Origin of the sequence: Parahoeflea alexandrii (assembly GCF_024105735.1) — a bacterium.
GTDB lineage: Bacteria > Pseudomonadota > Alphaproteobacteria > Rhizobiales > Rhizobiaceae > Hoeflea > Hoeflea alexandrii.
In genome coordinates this window covers 56,037-76,811 of the sequence record NZ_JAAAML010000002.1, presented here as the reverse complement: position 1 = coordinate 76,811, position 20,775 = coordinate 56,037, and the positions used below count along the sequence as shown (strand labels likewise).

Annotated in this window: 23 protein-coding genes; 13 read left to right on the top strand and 10 right to left on the bottom strand. The window is 61.8% G+C overall.

Going from position 1 to position 20,775, the window contains the following annotated elements:
- The first annotated feature begins 171 nt into the window (after positions 1-171).
- Positions 172-1,365, top strand: coding sequence for a D-alanyl-D-alanine carboxypeptidase family protein (locus GTW23_RS10075; protein WP_252915648.1), 1,194 nt, complete (start codon positions 172-174; stop codon positions 1,363-1,365).
- A gap of 19 nt (positions 1,366-1,384) precedes the next feature.
- The gene (locus GTW23_RS10070; protein ID WP_252915647.1) at positions 1,385-2,533 is read left to right on the top strand and encodes a CobW family GTP-binding protein; all 1,149 of its coding nucleotides are present in this window, start codon (positions 1,385-1,387) and stop codon (positions 2,531-2,533) included.
- Positions 2,534-2,548: 15 nt separating this feature from the next.
- Here GTW23_RS10070 and GTW23_RS10065 read toward each other — a convergent pair whose 3' ends face one another.
- The 5 genes from GTW23_RS10065 to GTW23_RS10045 all read right to left on the bottom strand — a co-directional run bounded on the left by GTW23_RS10065 (position 2,549) and on the right by GTW23_RS10045 (position 6,487).
- A complete protein-coding gene (locus GTW23_RS10065) occupies positions 2,549-2,800 on the bottom strand; it encodes a sulfurtransferase TusA family protein (protein WP_152011321.1) in 252 nt (83 codons plus the stop codon).
- On the bottom strand, positions 2,797-4,038 hold the full coding sequence (locus GTW23_RS10060; RefSeq protein ID WP_252915646.1) for a L,D-transpeptidase family protein: 1,242 nt from the start codon (positions 4,036-4,038) through the stop codon (positions 2,797-2,799). Before GTW23_RS10060 ends, GTW23_RS10065 begins: the two co-directional genes overlap by 4 nt.
- Before the next feature lie 290 nt (positions 4,039-4,328).
- Positions 4,329-5,285 (bottom strand): acetyl-CoA carboxylase carboxyltransferase subunit alpha, encoded by a 957-nt coding sequence (locus GTW23_RS10055; protein ID WP_152011323.1) that lies wholly within the window; start codon positions 5,283-5,285, stop codon positions 4,329-4,331.
- Between the two features lie 99 nt (positions 5,286-5,384).
- The gene (locus tag GTW23_RS10050; protein WP_252915645.1) at positions 5,385-6,326 is read right to left on the bottom strand and encodes a site-specific tyrosine recombinase XerD; all 942 of its coding nucleotides are present in this window, start codon (positions 6,324-6,326) and stop codon (positions 5,385-5,387) included.
- 17 nt (positions 6,327-6,343) lie between these two features.
- Complete coding sequence (locus GTW23_RS10045; RefSeq protein ID WP_152011325.1) at positions 6,344-6,487, bottom strand: histidine kinase; 144 nt, start codon at positions 6,485-6,487, stop codon at positions 6,344-6,346.
- A gap of 147 nt (positions 6,488-6,634) precedes the next feature.
- Between GTW23_RS10045 and GTW23_RS10040 the strand changes: the two genes are divergently transcribed.
- From GTW23_RS10040 to GTW23_RS10030, 3 genes are read left to right on the top strand one after another with little or no spacing between them, the layout of a single operon-like run.
- Positions 6,635-7,234 carry a shikimate kinase gene (locus GTW23_RS10040; RefSeq protein WP_244615355.1) on the top strand — a complete coding sequence of 200 codons (600 nt, stop codon included), beginning with the start codon at positions 6,635-6,637 and terminating at the stop codon, positions 7,232-7,234.
- A complete protein-coding gene (gene aroB, locus GTW23_RS10035; protein ID WP_252915643.1) occupies positions 7,231-8,355 on the top strand; it encodes a 3-dehydroquinate synthase in 1,125 nt (374 codons plus the stop codon). Before GTW23_RS10040 ends, aroB begins: the two co-directional genes overlap by 4 nt.
- A gap of 47 nt (positions 8,356-8,402) precedes the next feature.
- Positions 8,403-9,647: an HlyC/CorC family transporter gene (locus tag GTW23_RS10030; protein WP_382265198.1), complete on the top strand. Its 1,245-nt coding sequence runs from the start codon at positions 8,403-8,405 to the stop codon at positions 9,645-9,647.
- 52 nt (positions 9,648-9,699) lie between these two features.
- Here GTW23_RS10030 and GTW23_RS10025 read toward each other — a convergent pair whose 3' ends face one another.
- Positions 9,700-10,002, bottom strand: a complete 303-nt coding sequence (locus GTW23_RS10025) for a BolA family protein (RefSeq protein WP_252915641.1) — start codon at positions 10,000-10,002, stop codon at positions 9,700-9,702.
- A 138-nt stretch (positions 10,003-10,140) separates the two neighbouring features.
- Between GTW23_RS10025 and GTW23_RS10020 the strand changes: the two genes are divergently transcribed.
- From GTW23_RS10020 to GTW23_RS10005, 4 genes are all read left to right on the top strand, one after another.
- The gene (locus GTW23_RS10020) at positions 10,141-10,767 is read left to right on the top strand and encodes a J domain-containing protein (protein WP_152011330.1); all 627 of its coding nucleotides are present in this window, start codon (positions 10,141-10,143) and stop codon (positions 10,765-10,767) included.
- Between the two features lie 74 nt (positions 10,768-10,841).
- Positions 10,842-11,837, top strand: a complete 996-nt coding sequence (gene cobS / locus GTW23_RS10015; RefSeq protein WP_152011331.1) for a cobaltochelatase subunit CobS — start codon at positions 10,842-10,844, stop codon at positions 11,835-11,837.
- An 11-nt stretch (positions 11,838-11,848) separates the two neighbouring features.
- Positions 11,849-13,750, top strand: coding sequence for a cobaltochelatase subunit CobT (cobT, locus tag GTW23_RS10010; protein ID WP_252915639.1), 1,902 nt, complete (start codon positions 11,849-11,851; stop codon positions 13,748-13,750).
- Positions 13,751-13,776: 26 nt separating this feature from the next.
- Positions 13,777-14,772, top strand: a complete 996-nt coding sequence (locus GTW23_RS10005) for an esterase-like activity of phytase family protein (protein ID WP_252915638.1) — start codon at positions 13,777-13,779, stop codon at positions 14,770-14,772.
- A 51-nt stretch (positions 14,773-14,823) separates the two neighbouring features.
- Here the strand turns inward: GTW23_RS10005 and GTW23_RS10000 are convergent, their stop codons facing one another.
- Both GTW23_RS10000 and rpmB read right to left on the bottom strand, forming a co-directional pair.
- Positions 14,824-15,450 carry a queuosine precursor transporter gene (locus GTW23_RS10000; RefSeq protein WP_252915636.1) on the bottom strand — a complete coding sequence of 209 codons (627 nt, stop codon included), beginning with the start codon at positions 15,448-15,450 and terminating at the stop codon, positions 14,824-14,826.
- 85 nt (positions 15,451-15,535) lie between these two features.
- Positions 15,536-15,832 carry a 50S ribosomal protein L28 gene (rpmB, locus tag GTW23_RS09995; protein WP_152011335.1) on the bottom strand — a complete coding sequence of 99 codons (297 nt, stop codon included), beginning with the start codon at positions 15,830-15,832 and terminating at the stop codon, positions 15,536-15,538.
- A 271-nt stretch (positions 15,833-16,103) separates the two neighbouring features.
- On the opposite strand from rpmB, the gene GTW23_RS09990 reads away from it, so the two are divergent.
- The 3 genes from GTW23_RS09990 (at position 16,104) to GTW23_RS09980 (ending at position 18,538) form a co-directional block, all read left to right on the top strand.
- Entirely contained in the window at positions 16,104-16,883 is a 780-nt protein-coding gene (locus GTW23_RS09990; RefSeq protein ID WP_252915635.1) for a DUF3108 domain-containing protein, read from the top strand.
- A gap of 117 nt (positions 16,884-17,000) precedes the next feature.
- Positions 17,001-17,894 carry an aromatic amino acid exporter YddG gene (yddG, locus tag GTW23_RS09985; RefSeq protein ID WP_252915632.1) on the top strand — a complete coding sequence of 298 codons (894 nt, stop codon included), beginning with the start codon at positions 17,001-17,003 and terminating at the stop codon, positions 17,892-17,894.
- On the top strand, positions 17,891-18,538 hold the full coding sequence (locus GTW23_RS09980; RefSeq protein ID WP_252915631.1) for a lysoplasmalogenase family protein: 648 nt from the start codon (positions 17,891-17,893) through the stop codon (positions 18,536-18,538). Before yddG ends, GTW23_RS09980 begins: the two co-directional genes overlap by 4 nt.
- Here the strand turns inward: GTW23_RS09980 and GTW23_RS09975 are convergent.
- Together GTW23_RS09975 and gloB are read right to left on the bottom strand one after the other, a co-directional pair.
- The gene (locus GTW23_RS09975; RefSeq protein ID WP_152011339.1) at positions 18,516-18,986 is read right to left on the bottom strand and encodes a cupin domain-containing protein; all 471 of its coding nucleotides are present in this window, start codon (positions 18,984-18,986) and stop codon (positions 18,516-18,518) included. The two genes, GTW23_RS09980 and GTW23_RS09975, sit on opposite strands and share 23 nt — an antisense overlap.
- A gap of 2 nt (positions 18,987-18,988) precedes the next feature.
- The gene (gene gloB / locus GTW23_RS09970) at positions 18,989-19,759 is read right to left on the bottom strand and encodes a hydroxyacylglutathione hydrolase (RefSeq protein WP_252915630.1); all 771 of its coding nucleotides are present in this window, start codon (positions 19,757-19,759) and stop codon (positions 18,989-18,991) included.
- A gap of 190 nt (positions 19,760-19,949) precedes the next feature.
- On the opposite strand from gloB, the gene GTW23_RS09965 reads away from it, so the two are divergent.
- The gene (locus GTW23_RS09965) at positions 19,950-20,714 is read left to right on the top strand and encodes a class I SAM-dependent methyltransferase (protein WP_152011341.1); all 765 of its coding nucleotides are present in this window, start codon (positions 19,950-19,952) and stop codon (positions 20,712-20,714) included.
- The last annotated feature ends 61 nt before the right edge of the window (positions 20,715-20,775 follow it).

Below are 20,775 nucleotides of genomic sequence, written 5' to 3'. Positions count from 1 at the left end.
GTCGGGCAAAGGGGAAAACCTGTCGTCGCCTTTTGCCATCTGTCTGCCATATAGGCTAAGTAGGAGATCATGACGAGTGAAAAGCGCTGCGCGAGCAGTCGCAGAAGCTTCGTTGACTTGAAGACTTGCATCGAGAAGCCAATTGAAACACTGCAAAATCGGAACCCCGGAATGAGCCTATTGTCACAGTCGCGCCGGTTGACCGCAGTCTTGGCGGTGCTTTCCGTTGCCGTTGTTTCTTCCGGTGACGCACTCGCCAACCCGAAAATTGCAGTCGACGTGGCGTCCGGGCGGGTGATCGAGCATGACCAGGCCTTCCAGCGCTGGTATCCGGCTTCGCTGACCAAGCTGATGACGATTTATGTGGTGTTCAAGGCGGTCAGATCCGGTCAGCTGACGATGGAAACGCCGGTGACGATGTCGGTGACTGCTGCCAAGGAACCGGCGAGCAAGATGTATTTCAAGCCGGGAGAGCGGTTCACGATGGATTCCGCGCTCAAGTACCTCATGGTCAAATCCGCCAACGACGTTGCCGTTGCGATCGCCGAAGCGGTTTCGGGAACCGAGGAAGCTTTCGTCCGCGACATGAATGTGGCGGCCCGTCAGCTTGGCATGACATCGTCGCGGTTCATCAATCCGAACGGATTGCCTGGTGAAGGTCAGTACTCGACCGTCCGCGACATGGCGGTTCTGGCGGTTGCCCTGCGCCGGGAGTTTCCCGAATACGCGCATTATTTCGGCTATGAAGGCTTCTCCTATGGCGGCAAGGCCTACACCAATTACAATCTTCTGGTTGGCCGGTTTCCGGATGCGGACGGTATGAAAACCGGCTTCATCTGCGCATCGGGGTTCAACCAGACCTCGTCGGCGACCCGCAATGGCAAGACAGTGGTCAGCGTGGTCTTTGGCGCAGCGTCGCAGGAAGAGCGGGCCGAGGAATCCGCCCGGCTTCTCCACAAGGCGCTGACGACCACGGCCTGGGGCAGCTCCACCCTTGCAAACCTGCCCCCCTATGGCGAAGGCCGGGACCGTGTGGCCGATATCTCCGGCAGCATCTGCACTGCGGAAGCAAGAGCCGCGCGCTACGAAGGCCGGGATGTCGAAGGCAAGATGGTGCTCAATTCGCCCTATCTGATCCCGATGGAGCGGGAGGCGCGGCTGGTGCAGGCACCCGCCGGGCTGCCGCGCGCCGGGGTCGAGGTTGCGCTTTCCCGGGTTCCGATTCCGGTGCCGCGACCGGGCCGCACACTGGCGGGCCAGGCCGAGCCGTTTGCCGCCTCAGCCTTCAGTGCGCCTGCCAGGCCGGCAGACGTGGCGCCGCTCAGGCCAACCGTGCCGATACCGGTTCCACGGCCTCAAATCTGATCCCGAGGGGCCCGTGCCAATGACCGGCGACAAATCCGCACCAGCTGCGTGGAGCGCTCCTCAGGGCGTGCCCGTATCGATCCTGACCGGCTTTCTCGGAGCCGGCAAGACGACCCTGCTCAACCGGTTGATCGGTGATCCCTGGTTGTCCGATGCGGCCCTGATCATCAACGAGTTCGGCGATGTCGGTATCGACCATCTGCTGGTGGAAAGCTCGAGCGACGGGATTATCGAACTGTCGGACGGATGCCTGTGCTGCACCGTGCGCGGCGAGCTGGTGGATACGCTTGCCGACCTGATGGACCGGATGCAAACGGGCCGGATCCGGCCGTTTTCCCGGGTTGTGATCGAAACCACGGGGCTGGCCGATCCGGTGCCTGTGATGCAATCGGTGATCGGCCATCCGGCACTTGGCCAGTCCTACCGGCTCGAAGGGCTGGTAACGGTGGTGGATGCCGTCAATGGTCTTTCGACGCTCGCCGAGCATGAGGAAGCGCGGCGCCAGGTGGCGGTGGCGGATACGATTGTGCTGTCGAAAACAGCGCTGGCTGGAAATCATGACGAGCTCAGGTCGCAGCTCGACGCGCTCAATCCGATGGCTCGGGTGGTCAGCGCGGGACAACCCGACCTTGCCGCGCAGGATCTGTTTGATGCCGGCGCCTACGATCCCACCGAACGCAGCCTCGATGTGGCGCGGTGGCTAAGCTCAGACCAGGACGGTCATGCTCACGGCCATGACCATAGCGGCCATCATCACGGGCATACGCATGACGTGAACCGGCACGACCGGGATATCCGGGCGGATTCGATGGTATTTGAGCGGCCAATCGCCCCGGAGGCCCTGGCACTGTTCATCGATCTGCTGCGTTCGGCCCACGGACCGAAGCTTCTGCGCATGAAGGGTATCGTCAAGCTCTCGGACGACCCGTCGCGACCGCTGGTGCTGCACGCGGTGCAAAGCCTGATGTCGGAGCCGGTGCGTCTGTCCGCCTGGCCGCAGGGAGCTGCGCAGGAAACCAGGCTGGTGGTGATCACCCGGGACATGCCGAAGGGGTTTGTCGAAGAACTGTTTGCGGGCTTTGCCAACGAACCCGGCATTGGCAGGGCGGACCGCGACGCGCTGACGGACAATCCGCTGGCCATTCCTGGCATGCCGTCGCGGCGCTGACGCCGGTTCCGGCAATCACTGTGCCGGCGAAGGTCCACCCTTTTCGATGATAAAGACGTGGCCGCCATCGACGGAGGCGCTGTCGAGCAGCCGGTGGCCGTCCTCGCGGCAGTAATGCGGGATGTCGATCACTGCCAGCGGGTCCGTGGTTTCGACCCGGATGCGGGCGCCGGAAGCCAGATCACGCATCTGCCTGCGGGTCTTGAGCACGGGCAGCGGGCATTTCAGTCCGCGAAGGTCCAACTCCAGATGGTCGCCACCGCTCAATTGCTGCTCCAGATTTTCCAGAACGGCTTGTCGGACTGGGCTGCCGGAGCAGACCCTGCATTTGCGACCTGTGGAGCGACCTCGGGATTCGGCGTGGGCACCGGGACATCAGCGTTTGCGGCGGTCGGCGTGACCTGGCCGGCACCGGCTTCAGTCTGGGCAGCCTGCGCAGCCGCCTGTTGTGCATTGGCGTTCGCAGCAGCGGGTTCCGAACCAGGCACGAGCGCCTTGAGCGGATTGCCGGTCGAAAACAGGCCGAGAACCGGAACGGCGGGAGCCGGACCGCCGGTGGAGGCCAGGCGTGCGGCCTTTTCGGCCTCGCGTTCTGCGCGCCGTGCTTCGGCCTCGGCACGAGCCTCGTTGGCGGCTATCTGAGTGGCTTCCTCACGGTCGAACTTGGCGACGGCCTTGATGAAGTCCTGGTTCCAGGTCTTCTGATAGGCGTAGTAAGCCGATGCCAGGGTGGCCGGCATGCTTGCCGGCGGACAGGCGGCGTTCGCCTGGAAGCTGGCATTCTCGACCTGCGGGACCTGGTTGAACACATATCTGCGTTCACAGACATCGACCTTGGGTGGGCGCCTGGTCAGTTCGAAGTTGTCGTAGCCGGTCTTGAGCATCTTCCAGAACTCGAAGTGCTCATTGTCGCGGTGGCGCGCCATGTTTTCCGCTGTCATACGGAATGGCAGGGCTTCGACGATGAAGTATTCCTGCCCGCCCTTGAAGGCATCGCGGGCAAAACCGTAAATCTCGAGAACCTGCTCGTCGGTCATCGAGTAGCAGCCGGCCGAAGAGCAGGCACCATGCACCATCAGGTTGGAGCCGGTTCGGTTGTGGGAGCGGTCGTAGCTGTTCGGGAACCCCATGTTGAACGAGAGATAATAGCTCGAATTCGGGTTCATCTGGTACGGATAGATCCGGTAGTAGCCTTCGGGCGCCTGGCGGTCGCCTTCCTTGAATTTCGGTCCCAGCTTGCCCGACCATTTGCAGATCTCATAGGAGGCAATGATGTCGTAGCGGCCATTGCCCTTCTGTTTCCAGACCTCGAGAACACCTTCTTCCTTGAAGATCCGCATCATGATCGGCGACCGCGTGCTCATGTCGTTCGCCTTCATCTTGTTGACGAGCTTGGCGGGCAGCGGGTGTTCAACCTTGTTGGCGACAGAATCAAGCGCGTCCTGGCACCCGGACAGGCCGAGGAGCAGGACGGGCAGGAAGCGCAGTGTACGGATAGGTCTCATCGGGTCTCTTGCATCTTGCAATTGCCAGTTCCGGTTCAATCGGGTCGCCTTGAAGGCTCTCCCAGCCCGGGTATTCCAACGCAATACTATCACCAACATGGTTCATGAAGCATTACCGCTGCATGTCCGGCCAGGCAGGCAAGCCTTTGTTTCAGGTCCGCAGTGGCCAGTTTTCCACAGTGCCCGGAAGCAACGCCGCCCCAGCACCCGTTCTCATTCCGGAGATCAGGCCGGTATTCGAACGCGTCTGCTTTACTGGCGTCGTAAATGTGGCCCGAATGGGGCGACGGCTAGCCCAGATGACGACCGATCTCGAGGAATTTCTTGCGGCGGTCCGAGCGCAGCTCATCGCCCGAACGCCCGGCCATTTCTTCCAGGGCGGCGGAGATCTTGTCACCGGCACGCGAGATCACGCTTTCGGGATCGCGGTGGGCGCCGCCCACGGGCTCGGGGATGATGCTGTCGATCACGCCCAGACCGAGCAGATCCTGAGCCGTGATCTTCATCGAGGTTGCCGCATCGCGGGCGCGTGTTGCATCGCGCCACAGGATCGAAGCCGCTCCTTCCGGAGAGATGACGGAGTAGATCGCGTGTTCGAGCATGAAGACCCGGTTGCCGGTGGCAATGGCAATGGCGCCCCCGGATCCGCCTTCGCCGATGATGATCGAGATAAGCGGTGCGCGGAGATTGAGGCAGGTCTCGGTCGAACGGGCAATGGCTTCGGCCTGGCCGCGTTCTTCCGCGCCGACGCCCGGATAGGCTCCGGCTGTGTCGACAAGCGTGATCACCGGAAGCTCGAACCGGTCGGCCATCTCCATGATGCGGATCGCCTTGCGATAGCCCTCCGGGCGGGCGGAGCCGAAATTGTGGCGGATGCGGGTCTTGGTGTCGTGGCCCTTCTCCTGGCCGATCACCACCACAGGCTGGCCGCGGAAGCGGGCAAATCCGGCCTGTATGGCGGCATCCTCGGCGAATTTGCGGTCACCGGCCAGCGGCGTGAACTCGTCGAACAAAGCTTCGGCATAGTCCTTGAAATGCGGCCTGTCCGGATGTCTTGCGACCTGGGTTTTCTGCCACGGATTGAGCTTGCCGTAGATCTCGGCCATGGCGTCGCGGGCTCTGGTTTCGAGGCGGGCGATTTCATCGCCGGTGTCGATGCTCTCGTCCTCGTTTGCAAGCTTCCTCAGTTCGAGGATCTTGCCTTCCAGGTCGGAGATCGGTTTTTCGAAATCAAGATAGTTGTGCATTGATTTTTCCACGCGGGCCATCGCATTTATCGTCGCCGTGACCAGTCAAGCCCAGTCCGGCATGTCTGTCACGCATTCTTTGGCGTGCTGCGAGCGGGCTTAATCGCGACTTTTTGTGGCTTTTGCAAGGGGGTGGTGCTCATTGACCAATTGCCGCAGCCTTTCATCGAGCACGTGTGTGTAGATTTGAGTGGTGGAAATGTCGGCATGGCCGAGCAATTCCTGGACAGCACGCAGATCGGCGCCACCTGCCAGCAGATGGCTGGCAAAGGCATGGCGCAGCACATGCGGTGAGACCTTTGCCACAGGAATGCCGGCGCGGGCAGCAACTTCCTTGAGCTCTCGGGCAAATACCTGGCGGGAGAGATAGCCTTCCGAAGAGTTCGCCGGAAACAGGAAGCCAGCCTCCTCGGCGGTGTCGCCGATTGCCGCGAGCCAGGCGTCGAGAGCCGCGCGGGCGGGCCGCGACATCGGCACCATGCGTTCCTTGGCGCCCTTGCCGCGGATGATCAGAAACCGCCCGTCATCAGCAAGCACCCTGAAAGGCAGGCTGACGAGTTCGCTGACTCGCATGCCGGTGGCATAGAGAAGCTCCAGCAGGGCGCGAAAGCGGATGCGCCGCAAGGCTTCCCCGGGATCGCGAGCCATGGAGATGTCGGTTTCCGCCTGGGCCAGCAGTTTCGAGACATCGTCGATGCTGAGGATTTTCGGGAGGGCGCGGCTCTTGCGCGGGGAATCGATCACGCCGGTAGGATCGTCATCGCGAAGACCTTCGGCATGGAGAAACTTGTAGAACTGTCGCAGTGCGGAAAGCCGGCGGGCCTGGGAAGCCGGCGAAAATCCCCGGCTTGCCAGATCTCCGATGACCCCGCGGATGTCTTCGGGCTGTGCCCTGGCCAGCGTGGTTCCAAGCGAGCTGAGCACGGCAGAGGCGTCATCGAGATCGCGGCGATAGGCTTCCAGCGTGTTCTCGGCCGCGCCGCGTTCGGCACTCATCATTTCAAGGAATGCTTCGGCATTGGCGGCGCTGAGATCGCGCATGAGCAGACCGGTTCCTGTCAGTTGTTGAGTTTCTCGGTCGGCACGCGCACAGTGACTTCCCGGTCGACCGGTTCGACATAGACGATCAAGGCGAACATGGCGCCATAGACCAGGCCCACGAGCACGGCACAGAGAAAAAGAAACCGAAACAGGGAAGGCATGAGCACTCCGGCGAACAGGTGATGGAGGTGTTATGCGGCAGCGAGCGCGGCGTTTCAAGCTTGAACGACAAGTCCGGCTGTGCTTGACGCGCCGCCGGACTTGTCCAATAGAGGGCCATACCAATGGCCCGAGGGCGGGGGAGACAGTTGACGCAACCGCAGGCTATCGCGCCGGAACAGGATATCGAGAAGGCGCGGCGAGTGCTTGGCCACCGCAATCTGGTTTTCGTCGGCCTGATGGGCGCGGGCAAATCTGCCATCGGCAGGTTGGTGGCGCAGATGCTCGGAATTCCCTTTGTCGATTCCGACCACGAGATCGAGCGGGTGTCCCGGATGACGATCCCGGAACTGTTCGAGGCCTATGGCGAACCGGAGTTCAGGGCACTTGAGGCGCGGGTTATCAAGCGGCTGTTGAAGACCGGGCCGCGTGTGCTGTCGACCGGGGGTGGAGCTTTCATGAACGACACCACCCGCGCCATGGTTCTGGCCAACGGTCTTTCGGTCTGGCTGAAAGCCGATCTCGAAGTGCTTTGGACACGGGTTTCGAAGCGCGATTCACGTCCGCTGCTCAAGACTGCAAACCCGAAGCAGACACTGTCCGATCTGCTTGATCAGCGCTATCCGGTCTATGCCAAGGCGGATGTGACGGTTCAGTCCCGCGATGATGACAAGGACATAATTGCCGCTGAAACGGTCATGGCGCTGGCACGGCTGGACAGCAGGCAGGAAACGGTATCCGATCAATGACCCAGACCCCCTCACATGAAACAGTGCGCGTCAATCTCGGTGAGCGCAGCTACGATATTGTCATTGGCCCCGGGCTGATCGCGCGGGCCGGTGCCGAGATCGCGGCGCGCAAACCCGGGATCCGGTGCGCCGTCATCACCGATCGCAATGTCGCTGCAGCTCATCTCGACAGCCTCATGGAAAGCCTTGCCACGGGCGGAATCGAGGCTGTGCCGCTGGTGCTGGAACCGGGTGAGAAAACCAAGCGGTTCGATGAGCTGGTGAAGGTTTGTGACCATGTGCTCGGAGCGCGGCTCGAACGCGGCGACGCGGTGGTGGCGCTGGGTGGCGGCGTGATCGGCGACCTTTCCGGTTTTGCCGCGGGGATCGTCCGGCGCGGCATGAGTTTCATCCAGGTGCCGACCAGCCTGCTGGCACAGGTGGATTCCTCCGTTGGCGGCAAGACCGGGATCAATTCGTCGCATGGCAAGAACCTGATCGGGGTGTTTCACCAGCCGGATCTGGTGCTGGCCGACACCGATGTGCTGGATACCCTGCCGATCCGCGAGTTCAGGGCGGGCTATGCGGAGGTGGCGAAATACGGGCTGATCGACCGGCCGGAGTTTTTCGGCTGGCTGGAACAGAACTGGCGGGACGTGTTTGCGGGTGGTGCGGCACGGATCCGGGCGATCGCCACGGGTTGCCAGGCGAAGGCCGACGTGGTGGCGGCGGATGAACGGGAAAAAGGTGCGCGGGCGCTGCTCAATCTTGGTCACACCTTCGGCCACGCGCTGGAAGCGGCGACGGATTACGACGGCCGGCGGCTGGTGCATGGCGAGGGTGTGGCGATCGGCATGGTGCTGGCGCACGAGTTTTCGGCGCGGATGAACCTGGCGAGCCCGGATGATGCCGCGAGGGTTCAGCGCCATTTGAGCGAGGTTGGCCTGCCAACCCGCATGGCGGATATTGAAGGTGAGCTGCCGGCGACCGATATACTGATGAAACACATCGGGCAGGACAAGAAGGTCCGGCGCGGTGCATTGACCTTCATCCTGACGCGCGGAATCGGCGAGGCTTTCGTTGCCGACGATGTGCAGGCGGATGAAGTGTTTCGCTTCCTGGAGGAAAAACGGGGATCATGATCCTGGATAACATCGTTTCAACGCTGGCCGAGCATGGCCTGACCATCATGGCGATCCTCGCCCTGATTGCACTGTCGGGTTTCTTTTCCGGTTCGGAAACGGCGCTGACGGCAGCGTCGCGGGCACGCATGCACTCGCTGCAGACCAGTGGCGATGCACGTGCGGGCACGGTCAACACGCTGATCGAACGCAAGGACAGGCTGATCGGCGCGCTGCTGATCGGCAACAACCTCGTCAACATTCTGGCCTCGGCGCTGGCAACCAGTGTGCTGTTGTCGATATTCGGCGATTCCGGTGTGGCGGTGGCCACGCTGACGATGACGCTGCTTCTGGTGATCTTCGCTGAAGTGCTGCCCAAGAGCTGGGCGATCTCGACACCAGACCGCTTTGCCATGTTCGTGGCGCCGGTGGTCAAGGCCTTCGTTGTCGTGGTCGGTCCGTTGTCGAGCTTCATCAACTGGATCGTGCGCAAGATCATGGCGGTGTTCGGCGTCACCTTCGCGTCGGAAACATCGATGCTGTCGGCGCATGAAGAGATCCGCGGCGCTGTCGACCTGCTGCATCGCGAGGGATCGGTCGTCAAGGCCGATCGTGACCGGCTGGGCGGCGTGCTCGATCTGGGCGAGCTGGAAGTCTCGGATGTGATGATTCATCGCACCTCGATGCGAATGCTCAATGCTGACGAGACGCCCGAGACCAATGTCCGTGCGGTGCTCGAAAGCCCCTATACGAGAATGCCGATCTGGCGGGGGTCTACCGACAACATCATCGGCATCGTGCATGCCAAGGACGTGTTGCGGGTGCTGGCCGACGCGCCAAGCGAAACGAACCGGCTGGACGTGGTCAAGATTGCCCAGAAGCCGTGGTTCGTGCCCGACACAACCAGCGTGCCCGACCAGCTCAACGCATTCCTGCGGCGCAAGGCCCATATTGCCATCGTCGTGGACGAGTATGGCGAAGTGGAAGGGCTGGTGACGCTCGAGGACATTCTCGAGGAAATCGTCGGCGACATTGCGGACGAGCATGACACCGAGGTGCAGGGCGTCCGCCAGGAGGCCGACGGCTCGATCGTCGTTGACGGCTCTGTGCCCATTCGCGATCTCAACCGGGCGCTTGACTGGTCATTGCCCGATGACGAGGCGACGACCGTGGCAGGCCTGGTGATTCACGAATCCCAGACGATCCCGGAGGAAAAGCAGGCCTTCACCTTCCACGGCAAGCGCTTCATCGTGATGAAACGGGATCGCAACCGGATCACCCGGTTGAGGATCCGTCCGATGGACAAGACTTAGAGCGGGGCTGATTTCAGTCTTTCAGTATTTGGCGCGGCCAAAACCTGCAATGCTACCAGCGGGTGGGTTCGCCCGGGGCTGAGGCCTCGACGGCCATGGCGTGCAATCCGCCGTCGAGTTCGTCCTTAAGCAAGGCGTTGACCGCCCGGTGGCGCTCGATGCGGCTCATGCCGGAAAACGCCTCGGAGACGATGCGGATCCGGAAATGGGTTTCGCCGGTTCCGTCAAATGCCTCGTGGTGATCGCTGCCGGAATGGTTGTGACCGGCGTGGAGATGGCTTTCATTGATCACCTTGAGCCGTTCGGGCTGAAAACGGTCGGTCAGCGCGGTTTCTATGCGGCTCTGGCGAGACATGCGTTTGCTCCTGGGGTATCTTGTGCGGTCACAAATTTCGGTTGTCACGATTTGCATGGTGGCATTCGACGTCGAGACGGGGTACGCAGCTTGAATCATCCCTGTCAATCCTTGTTCGCAAACCTGTAGAGCACCATAATCGTCGATATGAAACTGGATTCCAAATATTTTGACCGCATCAGGGTCCGCCGAAAGGGTGCTCGTCCGGCCGAGCCCACCACGCCTGAATGCCAGTGGGACGGATGCAGCAAGCCGGGTACCCACCGTGCCCCTGTGGGTCGTGATGCCGAAGGGCAGTACTTCATGTTCTGCGTTGATCACGCGCGCGAGTACAACAAGGGCTACAACTATTTCTCGGGCCTTTCGGACGGCGAGATCGCGCGCTACCAGAAGGAAGCACTGACCGGTCACCGGCCAACCTGGAAAATGGGTGTCGACCGCTCGGCGGCCAGCGGCCCGACCCAGTCGACCGCCAAGTCGGGGTCGGCAGGCGCCCAGGCGCGGATGCGCGATCCTCACGGTTTTTTCAACCAGACCCGTCCCAACAGGCCGGTTCGCGCACGCAAGGTGAAGACACTTGAATCGAAGGCGTTCGATACGCTGGGCCTGACAGCGAATGCGACTTCGAGCGAGATCAAGACCCGCTACAAGGAACTGGTCAAGCAACACCATCCCGACGCCAATGGCGGTGACCGCGGTTCGGAAGACCGTTTTCGTGCCGTCATCCAGGCCTACCAATTGTTAAAGCAGTCTGGTTTCTGCTAAGCGAACAGTCTAAAGCAGGATCGGACAGGAGAGACGGCCCACGGGCTCTTTTTGAGCCAGGCCTTGGAGACATGATGAGCAAGATCGACCTCGATATCACCAACCTGCCGGACACAACCGTCAATGTGCGCGAAGTGTTTGGCATCGATTCGGACATCACCGTTCCGGCCTACAAGGAACGGGACGCCTATGTGCCCGACCTGGATCCGGATTACCTGTTCGATCGTGACACGACGCTCGCCATTCTGGCCGGGTTTGCCCACAACCGCCGCGTGATGGTGTCGGGCTACCACGGCACCGGCAAATCGACCCATATCGAGCAGGTCGCGGCACGGCTGAACTGGCCTTGCGTGCGCGTCAACCTCGACAGCCATGTCAGCCGTATCGATCTGGTCGGCAAGGACGCGATCGTTGTTCGCGAGGGCATGCAGGTCACCGAATTCAAGGACGGCATCCTGCCATGGGCCTATCAGCACAATGTCGCGCTGGTGTTCGACGAGTATGACGCCGGCCGTCCTGACGTGATGTTCGTGATCCAGCGGGTGCTTGAATCCTCAGGCCGCCTGACTCTGCTCGACCAGAGCCGCGTCATCCGGCCGCACCCGGCGTTCCGCCTGTTTGCGACCGCCAACACGGTCGGCCTTGGCGATACAACTGGGCTCTACCATGGTACCCAGCAGATCAACCAGGCGCAGATGGACCGCTGGTCCATCGTCACCACGCTGAACTACCTGCCGCACGACCAGGAGGTCGATATCGTAGCCTCCAAGGTCAAGGGTTTCGCCAAGGGCGATGGCCGCGAAACGATTTCACGGATGGTCCGGGTTGCCGACATGACCCGTTCGTCGTTCATCAATGGCGATCTTTCAACCGTGATGAGCCCGCGTACAGTGATCACCTGGGCGGAAAACGCGGAAATCTTCGGCGATGTGGCGATGGCATTCCGCCTGACCTTCCTTAACAAATGCGACGAGCTGGAACGGGCGCTGGTGGCTGAACACTATCAACGGGCGTTTGGCGTCGAGTTGAAGGAAAGTGCTGCCAACATCGTTCTGAGCGCAACCGCCTGACGGGTAGAGCAATGGCCGGACGCGGCGACAATTCCCGAGCAAAGCCAAGTGGCACCGTTGACGCCGAGCCGTTCCGGCGGGCGCTGACGGGTTGCGTGCGCGCCATTGCCGGCGATCACGAGCTCGAGGTTTCCTTCGGCACCGACCGGCCGGGAATTTCCGGGGAACGGGCGCGGCTGCCGGATCTGCCGAAACGGCCGTCGCGGAACGATTTCTCGGTGACCCGCGGGCTCGGCGATTCCATGGCGCTGCGCAAGGCCTGCCACGATGATTCCGTCCATGCCCGGATGGCGCCGCAGGGCCCGGATGCCCGCGCAGTCTACGATGCCGTCGAACAGGCCCGGGTCGAGGCCATCGGCGCACGGCGGATGACGGGAGTGGGCGACAATCTCACCTCGATGCTCGAGGACAAGTATCAGCGGGCGAATTACAGCGGCATTTCCAGCCGCGAGGATGCGCCGCTCGAGGAAGCACTGGCGCTGATGGTCCGCGAAAAGCTGACTGGCCGCAAACCGCCGGAGTCGGCGGGACAGGTGGTCGAGCTGTGGCGTGACTTCATCGAAGACAAGGCCGGCAGCGCGCTTGAGACGCTTGAAGGGTCGGTCGAAGACCAGCAGGCCTTTGCCCGTGTTATCCGCGAAATGCTCTCGGCCATGGAGATGGCTGAGGATTACGGCGACGACGACAGCGAACAGGACGAGCAGGACGAGGTTTCCGACGAGGATCAACCGCGCAGCGAGGAGGACAACGACCAGTCCTCGCAGGAAGAAGCCGGCTCGGACGCTGCACCGGCGGAGGAAAGCGAGACCTCCGACGAGCAGATGGATTCCGGCGAGATGGACGGCGCGGAAACCGGCGAAGACGATACCATCGACGACAGCGACGAGGATGCCGAAACTCCGGGCGAGACGCGCAAGTCGAGCGATCCCTTCGGCGAACTCAACGAGAAGATCGACTATCACGTCTTCACCACGGAGTTCGACGAGGAGATCTCTGCCGAGGAACTTTGCGATGAGGCGGAGCTCGACCGGCTGCGGGCGTTTCTCGACAAGCAGCTGGCGCATCTGCAGGGCGTTGTGGGACGGCTCGCCAACCGGCTTCAACGCCGGTTGATGGCGCAGCAGAACCGGGCCTGGGACTTCGATCTTGAGGAAGGCTATCTCGACAGCGCCCGGCTGACCCGGATGATCATTGATCCGATGCAGCCGCTGTCATTCAAAATGGAGCGCGACACCAATTTCCGCGACACGGTGGTGACGCTGCTGATCGACAATTCCGGCTCGATGCGCGGCCGGCCGATCACCGTTGCTGCAACCTGCGCCGACATCCTGGCGCGCACGCTCGAGCGGTGCGGGGTCAAGGTGGAGCTGCTCGGCTTTACCACCAAGGCCTGGAAGGGCGGTCAGAGCCGCGAGAAGTGGTTGAGCGGCGGCAAGCCGGCGACACCGGGCCGGCTCAACGATCTGCGACACATCGTCTACAAGTCCGCGGATGCGCCATGGCGCCGGGCACGGCGCAATCTGGGTCTGATGATGCGCGAAGGGCTGCTCAAGGAAAACATCGACGGTGAAGCGCTGATATGGGCCCATTCGCGGCTGGCCCGGCGGCCCGAGCAGCGCAAGATCCTGATGATGATCTCCGACGGCGCGCCGGTCGACGATTCAACGCTGTCGGTCAATCCTGGCAATTATCTCGAGCGGCACCTGCGCGCGGTGATCGAGGAGATCGAGACCCGGTCCGCAGTGGAACTGCTTGCCATCGGCATCGGGCACGATGTCACCCGCTATTACCGGCGCGCTGTGACGATTGTCGATGCGGAGGAGCTGGCCGGCGCGATGACCGAGCAGCTGGCGGCGCTGTTTGCCGACGAAGCGGGCGGATCGCAATCCCGGCGCGGGCGCAAGCGGGCGTGATCCGTCTGCGAAACAGGTCGCGGCTGATGCTGGTCGCAAGCGTGCTTGCCGCGTTGACAATCTCGACGGCTCTGCCGTCCGCCGCGCAAGACCAGACCCTTCCGATAAACTCGCGTTTGATTTCCAATTTCAAGGTTGGTTCGGACCAGACCCGGTTCGGTGCCTTCGAGTTCATCGGCGGGCTCGAGCTGAGTTCTCCGAGTTCGATGCTTGGCGCGATGTCGGCGATCCGGTTGTCGGCTGACCGGCAGCGTTTTCTGGGCGTCATGGACACCGGCTTTTGGTATGCCGGGCGCTTCGAGCGGGGGCCGAATGGTGAATTGACCGGGATTGCGGATTTCTCGGTCGCTTCGATGCTGGATGCGGACGGCGAGTCTTCGGAAGAGAAGTGGCGCGTCGATGCCGAAGGCCTGGCGGTGCGCGGTGACGAGGTGCTGGTCAGCTTCGAACGGCGGAGCCGGGTCGATGTCTATCCAGCTGATGCGCCAGGCAGTTCCAGGCCTACCGGGACGGTGCCCCTGCAGATCCCGTTGAGGGAACTCCGCAACAATCGTGGCCTGGAGGCCATCATGGTGGCGCCGGCAACCTCGCCGCTGGCGGGAGAGGTGGTTGTCGTCTCCGAGAGAAGTCTCGATGCCAATGGCGATATCTATGCCGCTGTGCTGACCGGGCCGAAGAAGGGCGTGTTCTTCGTCAAGCGGCACCCGCCCTACGATGTGACGGACGGCGACTTCCTGCCCAATGGCGACCTCTTGCTGCTGGAACGGCGGTTCTCGATCGCCGGAGGCATCGGCATGCGCATCCGCAGGATTGACGCCAGCCGGCTTGGGGCGGGAAACCTGGTTGACGGGCCGGTCGTTCTTGAAGCGGATTTCGGCGACCAGATCGACAACATGGAAGGCCTGGATGTCAGCGAGGACGAGGATGGAGGTGTGTTCGTTACCCTTGTCTCGGATGACAATCATTCCATCCTGCAGCGGAACCTGGTTCTTGAATTCCGCTATGTCGGGGACGACGGCTAGCCGCCAGGGTATGGCGCCCCAGCCTGAGGCGCCAAGCCGGCCTGCGGCCTGTCAGGCACGGCCCTGTGGGGCCAGCACCGGCATCAGCATGCCGTAGGGCAACAGCATCGACAGTCCGACGATCAGCTTGACGGCGAGGTCACCCAGTGCCCACGAGATCCAGCGCGGCGCTTCCATGGCAAACAGACCCAGCAGCGGAGCCGCTTCACTGGCGAACGCGTCGCCGGCGCCGATGATGTTGGCTGTCTGCGAGAAAGCGAGACCGAAGAAGACAAGCGTGTCGAGGCTGGAGCCGATGACTGTCGAGACCAGCGGAGGCAGCCACCAGACCCGGTTGCGCAGACGGTCGAAAACCGAAACGTCGAGAAGCTGCGCCAGCAGGAAAGCCGATCCCGAGGCGATGGCGATGCGCGGCGTCGCAAGCCAGATCGACAGGGCGACGGCGATGACGAAGCCGCAGAATACCACGAGACGCGCCGTGGCCGGGCCGAAGCGGCGATTGGCAAGGTCGGTGATCAGGAACGCGACCGGATAGGTGAAGGCACCCCAGGTCAGAAGATCGGCGAGATTGAGCGCACCGATGCTGTAATCGACCGGGAACTGAACCAGGAAGTTCGATGCCACGACGATGGCGGCCATGAAGGCCATGAACGGCAAGACAGAAGGGATCATTCGCATTTTTTTATCCTGGGTTGATGCCACCAGTGGAAAAAACGAAGGCGGGCCAGAAGCCCGCCATCACGCTGTAAGGCTACGCCTTGATTCAGGCTGCAGCTTTTTCTTCGAGCTTCTTGGCGATCTGGCGCTTGAGCAGGCGTGCGCGCATCGAAAGCTCGGCGTCCTTGGCCTTGGCCAGGAATGCGTCGAGGCCACCGCGATGCTCGACAGTGCGCAGGGCGTTGGCGGAAATGCGCAGACGGTAGCGCTGGCCGAGAGCATCGGAGATCAGCGTAACATTGCACAGGTTCGGCAGAAACCGGCGACGGGTCCGGTTGTTGGCGTGGCTGACATTGTTACCGGACTGTACAGCCTTGCCGGTCAATTCACAGCTGCGTGACATTTTGCACCTATTATCTCTTCGCCAGCGGACGGGCCGAGCCGGAAACAAGGCTCACCCAAAGGACCGCAGGCCTTTATCGGAAGTCGCGTGTCTATAGTCAGACCAGCAAGCCGCGTCAAGCCGCCAATGACCGGAAACCGGTATTCATGGCCCACAGACCCCGCCAAAGGTGTTTTTTCCATTGCACAGAAGAAATGATACCCTGTTCAGTCTGGGTTCAGGGTGAGGAATCGATAAACGTCGGACATGAGATGAAGGGAAAGGAAACCCCATGGCACGTGTTAAGATGTTTCTGTCGGGTCTGGTGCTGGCTGCTGCGATGGCCGGGCCACAGCATGCAATGGCCGAACCGGTTCAGGTTCGTACGGATTACAAGGTCTCACTGGTCGGCTTTCCGGTCGCCTCCGCCAACTTCATAACCCAGGTGGATGGTACTTCCTACAGTATAACGGGCGACCTTCGCTCTTCAGCCTTTTCGGATCTTTTTTCGAAGGTCCGCGGCAACGCCAACGTCTCGGGCAAGGTGACCGGCGACAAGCTGGAAGCCTCGAAATTTCTCGTAGACTACACCAGCGACAAGAAAAAACACCGTACCGAGATCACCTTCAGGAATGGCGACGTTCACTCGACGGTCAATGAGCCCGAGCCGAAAGACAGAGGGTCCGACTGGGTGCCGCTTCTGGAAGGCGATCTGCGCAAGGTTCTGGATCCGCTCTCTGGCCTCGTCTTTCCGGCCGGTTCGGCGGTGTGTCCGCGCAGCTTGCCCATTTTTGACGGCGAAGCCAGGGCGACATTGCATCTGACACCAAAGAGCATACGCCCGTTCAGTACAAAGGGGTTCAAGGGTGACGCCATTGTCTGCTCGGTGCGGTTTGAACCCAATTCCGGCTACCGCAAGAACTCGTCAGGGATTCGATACCTGCGAGAACTCAAGGGCGCGGAAGTCTGGTTCGCCAAGAACGATGCGGTCGGCCTTTATGCGCCGGTTTACGCCAAGGTGCCGACGAAGATCGGCAAGGTCATTGTTGCAGCCACGAAATTTGGCGGCTAGTACACCTTGCACCGGACATGATGTGCATGCGCAAGGCGGATCGCTTGATTGGCCTTGCGCGGGACGCTGAAACGGGTTCGGGACCGATACGGCAGGCAGAAGCGGGACAATCATACAGTGCAGAATCTTCCCACGCTGGTTGGTTTTTCCGCGATCCTGATGTGGTCGGCGCTTGCCTTGCTGACCGCTGCCTCAGGCACGATGCCGCCTTTCCAGCTTTCGGCCATCTGCTTTCTGGTCGGCTCGATGATCGGGCTAGGCGCCATGCTCAGGGATCCGAGACGGTTTTCGGCTTTCCGGCAACCGGCGAAGGTCTGGGCGCTCGGCCTGTTCGGCCTGTTCGGCTATCATTTTCTCTATTTTACCGCGCTGAGAAACGCCCCCGCCGTGGAAGCGGGCCTGATTGCCTATCTCTGGCCGCTGCTGATCGTGGTCGGGTCGGCGCTGCTGCCGGGTGAACGGTTGGGCTGGCACCATGTGGTGGGAGCATTGATGGGTCTGGCGGGAACCGCGCTGATCCTGATCAGGGGCGCGGAAGGCGGTTTCGGCGGGGGCAGCCTGATCGGTTACGGGGCCGCGGGTCTTTGCGCCCTGACCTGGTCGGGCTACTCGCTGATGTCACGACGGTTTGGCGCAACCCCGACCGACGTCATTGCCGGATTCTGCGTCATTTCCGCGGTGTTGTCGCTGGTTTGTCACCTGATTCTCGAGACCACGGTCTGGCCGGAGACGATGAGCCAATGGCTGGCGGTGATCGGGTTGGGCCTCGGACCGGTCGGTCTGGCATTCTACGCATGGGACTACGGGGTGAAGAAGGGCGACATCCAGGTGCTGGGCGTGGCAAGTTACACCGCACCGCTGCTGTCAACGCTGATCCTGGTCCTGTTCGGGCATGGCAAGGCAAGCATTGGTATAGCGGTGGCGTGTCTGCTGATCACCGGAGGCGCCTTCCTGGCGGCAAAGGACCTTCTGCGTGGCCGAAAGCCGATGAAGGGCAAGCTGTCGGCATGAGCGGATTGTCTCAAAGCATCGCGGGAAGCAGTTGGATTTTCCTTGCCGTTTCGGCGGCGGGCTTCGCAGTCTATCTGCTGGCTCTCAACAAGGCCCCGGCGCTCGGTCGCACCGTCGCCAAGACAATGGCCGTGGGGGCGCTGTCCGGCCTGGCATTTCATGCCGGCGGTCCGGTGCTGCTGATCGTGGCATTGGCCCTGTCCGCGCTTGGCGATGCCTTCCTTGCGCATGAGGGTGAAGTGGCCTTCCTGGGCGGTCTGGGAAGCTTTCTGGCCGCGCACATCGCATATGCGGTGCTGTTCATCGTTTCCGGACCCGGCTTTGCCGAAGCTTCCATACCCGGCCTGCTGGCAGTGATGCTGTTCGGCGTTGGCATGGGAACGCTGATGGTTCGCAAGGCCGGCACCCTTGCCTTGCCGGTGGCCGCCTATGTGCTGGCGATAAGCGTAATGGGACTTGGCGGCTTGACACTTGGCGGACTGGTGCTGCTGGGGGCGGTGCTGTTCATGGCGTCGGACGCCATACTCGGATCGGAAAAATTCCTGATGGCCGATACCAGTCCGTTGCGGCGGTTCACCAGCCCGGCGGTCTGGGTGCTCTACTATGCAGGGCAGCTTTTGATCACGCTCGGCCTTTTGGGCTGAGCGGCGCGCCGTCGAAAGGCGAGGGCCGCCAGTCGGGTGGCGCCATCTCGAAGCTCGAGAACTCAAACCCCGGGGCCACGGTGCAGCCGACCAGTGTCCAGGCGCCAAGCGAGGCGGCGGATTGCCAGCAATTGGCCGGCACGACGATCTGCGGCCGCTCGCCGGAAGCCAGGTTCATGCCGAGCCGGTGGGATTGGGCGTTGCATCCATCCGAAGACAGGGTGAGGGCGAGCGGGCCGCCGCCATACCAGTGCCAGATCTCCACCGCGTCGGTTACGCGATGCCAGTGCGAACAGTCGCCGCCTTCAAGCAGGTAGTATATGGCCGTCGAATGTCCGCGCTCGCCGCCGGCGCTGTCCCGGAACGTCTCGCGGTACCAACCGCCCTCCGGGTGCTCCCGCATATCGAGAAGAGAGATGATTTCGCGGGCCGACAGTGAGGGGTCCATGATCAGAAACTGTCCTTGCGCCGGCGCAGTTCGGCGAAGACCTCGACATCACTGGCGCTTTCCATGCCGAGCTGTTTGCGGATCGCAGGATCGCCGGTGCGCATGAACGGATTGGTGCGCTTTTCGAACCCGATCGTGGTCGGAAGCGTCGGCAGCCTTTTCGACCGGAGTTCGTCGATCTCCTTGCTGCGCTTGGCAAGGGTTTGGTTGTCAGGATCGACCGAAACGGCAAAGCGCGCATTCGACTGGGTGTATTCATGACCGCAATAGACGCGGGTTTCGTCGGGAAGCTCGGCAAGCCGGGCAAGCGAGCCGTACATGTCTTCGGGTGAGCCTTCAAACAGACGGCCGCATCCGAGTGCAAACAGCGTGTCGCCGGCAAACAGCAGCGATTCATCCGGAATGTAAAAGCAGATATGGCCGGCGGTATGGCCAGGTGTAGAAATCACCTTGACGGTTCTGCCGGCGAATTCGAACGAGTCTCCATCGCCAACCGTCTGGGTGAGCCCGGAAATCTTTCCCGCCTCCGCCTCGGGCCCGATGACCTTGGGCGAATAGGATTCAACAAGGGCCGGGATGCCCTCGACATGATCGGGGTGGTGGTGAGTGATGAGGAGGTGGCTGAGTTTCCAGCCTCCGTCGCCGAGGCGATCCGTGATCCTTGACGCGTCCGGTGCATCAATGCTTGCGGTCTCCCCCGTGAGCGGATCATGCAGGATGACACCGAAATTGTCCTGCCTGCAGGTAAATTGCTCGATCAAGAGGCTGGTCATGGGTTTTCCTAGTGCATGTGTTGAATCAGCCATGGGAGCATAACCGGCAGCATCGGCTTCGTCACCCGGCAGACAGGCATTTGACCTTGATCGCTGCCAAACTTCTTCCGAAGTGTGTTTCGAGCATGTCCGGTGCCGATCCCATCTCCAGGCACTTGCCCGCAATGCGTTTCTGCCCCAGTTTAGGTTCATGCACGCAGATATCGTCGATTTGAGACAGTTCTATCACTCCCGGCTCGGCATGGTTGCCGAACATTCGGTGGCCATGGCGCTTTCATCGATCTGGGCCAACATGCCGGGAGAGCGGTTGATGGGCCTGGGCTATGCGGCGCCTTACCTGGACCGGTTCCGGCCCGATGCGGAACGCACCTTCGCCTTCATGCCGGCAGGCCAGGGTGCCGTGAACTGGCCTGCGGGCGGCCCCTCGGCGACGGTGCTTGTGTTCGATGAAGAGCTGCCATTGCCCGATGCCTCGATGGACCGCGTGCTGATGGTGCATTCACTCGAGTTCGCCGAAAACCCGCGCGAAACACTGAAGGAGCTGTGGCGGGTGCTGGCGCCCGGCGGTCGGCTGGTAATCGTGGCGCCCAACAGGCGCGGCATGTGGGCAAGGTTCGAGCATACGCCATTTGGCGCCGGACGGCCGTATTCGCGCGGACAGCTTGTCACCATTCTGCGCGAAAGCAATTTCACGCCCGGGGCCTTCGCCGAGGCGCTGTTCTTTCCGCCCTCGCGGCGGGGCGTAATTCTGCGCATGCAGCGGGTTTTCGAGCGCCTTGGCCGCAAACTGTGGCCGGTGTTCTCTGGAGTGATCATCGTCGAGGCACAGAAACGGCTCTACCAGGGGCTGCCCGTGGCGGCGCGCGCCTCGCGCCGTGTGTTCGTTCCGGTACTTTCTCCGCAAACCTCGCGTACCTCGCACCGACAGGCGAAGCTGCCCAAGTCTCAGGTCTGAGCGACACTCTCGACAAGACCGCTGCAAGAGGCTATTTCCGCCGTCTCGGCCTTGGTTTTCA

Bases quoted from the DNA above. Each gene is read 5' to 3' on its own strand.
- GTW23_RS10070 (WP_252915647.1), top strand. From the start codon at position 1,385: ATGACCGGCGACAAATCCGCACCAGCTGCGTGGAGCGCTCCTCAGGGC.
- gloB (WP_252915630.1), bottom strand. From the start codon at position 19,759: ATGACCAGCCTCTTGATCGAGCAATTTACCTGCAGGCAGGACAATTTC.
- GTW23_RS10060 (WP_252915646.1), bottom strand. From the start codon at position 4,038: ATGAGACCTATCCGTACACTGCGCTTCCTGCCCGTCCTGCTCCTCGGC.
- GTW23_RS09975 (WP_152011339.1), bottom strand. From the start codon at position 18,986: ATGGACCCCTCACTGTCGGCCCGCGAAATCATCTCTCTTCTCGATATG.
- GTW23_RS10075 (WP_252915648.1), top strand. From the start codon at position 172: ATGAGCCTATTGTCACAGTCGCGCCGGTTGACCGCAGTCTTGGCGGTG.
- GTW23_RS10050 (WP_252915645.1), bottom strand. From the start codon at position 6,326: ATGCGCGATCTCAGCGCCGCCAATGCCGAAGCATTCCTTGAAATGATG.
- GTW23_RS10005 (WP_252915638.1), top strand. From the start codon at position 13,777: ATGCTGGTCGCAAGCGTGCTTGCCGCGTTGACAATCTCGACGGCTCTG.
- aroB (WP_252915643.1), top strand. From the start codon at position 7,231: ATGACCCAGACCCCCTCACATGAAACAGTGCGCGTCAATCTCGGTGAG.
- GTW23_RS09990 (WP_252915635.1), top strand. From the start codon at position 16,104: ATGGCACGTGTTAAGATGTTTCTGTCGGGTCTGGTGCTGGCTGCTGCG.
- GTW23_RS09980 (WP_252915631.1), top strand. From the start codon at position 17,891: ATGAGCGGATTGTCTCAAAGCATCGCGGGAAGCAGTTGGATTTTCCTT.
- GTW23_RS10000 (WP_252915636.1), bottom strand. From the start codon at position 15,450: ATGCGAATGATCCCTTCTGTCTTGCCGTTCATGGCCTTCATGGCCGCC.
- GTW23_RS10030 (WP_382265198.1), top strand. From the start codon at position 8,403: ATGGCGATCCTCGCCCTGATTGCACTGTCGGGTTTCTTTTCCGGTTCG.
- cobT (WP_252915639.1), top strand. From the start codon at position 11,849: ATGGCCGGACGCGGCGACAATTCCCGAGCAAAGCCAAGTGGCACCGTT.
- GTW23_RS10055 (WP_152011323.1), bottom strand. From the start codon at position 5,285: ATGCACAACTATCTTGATTTCGAAAAACCGATCTCCGACCTGGAAGGC.
- cobS (WP_152011331.1), top strand. From the start codon at position 10,842: ATGAGCAAGATCGACCTCGATATCACCAACCTGCCGGACACAACCGTC.
- GTW23_RS10025 (WP_252915641.1), bottom strand. From the start codon at position 10,002: ATGTCTCGCCAGAGCCGCATAGAAACCGCGCTGACCGACCGTTTTCAG.
- GTW23_RS09965 (WP_152011341.1), top strand. From the start codon at position 19,950: ATGCACGCAGATATCGTCGATTTGAGACAGTTCTATCACTCCCGGCTC.
- GTW23_RS10045 (WP_152011325.1), bottom strand. From the start codon at position 6,487: ATGCCTTCCCTGTTTCGGTTTCTTTTTCTCTGTGCCGTGCTCGTGGGC.
- rpmB (WP_152011335.1), bottom strand. From the start codon at position 15,832: ATGTCACGCAGCTGTGAATTGACCGGCAAGGCTGTACAGTCCGGTAAC.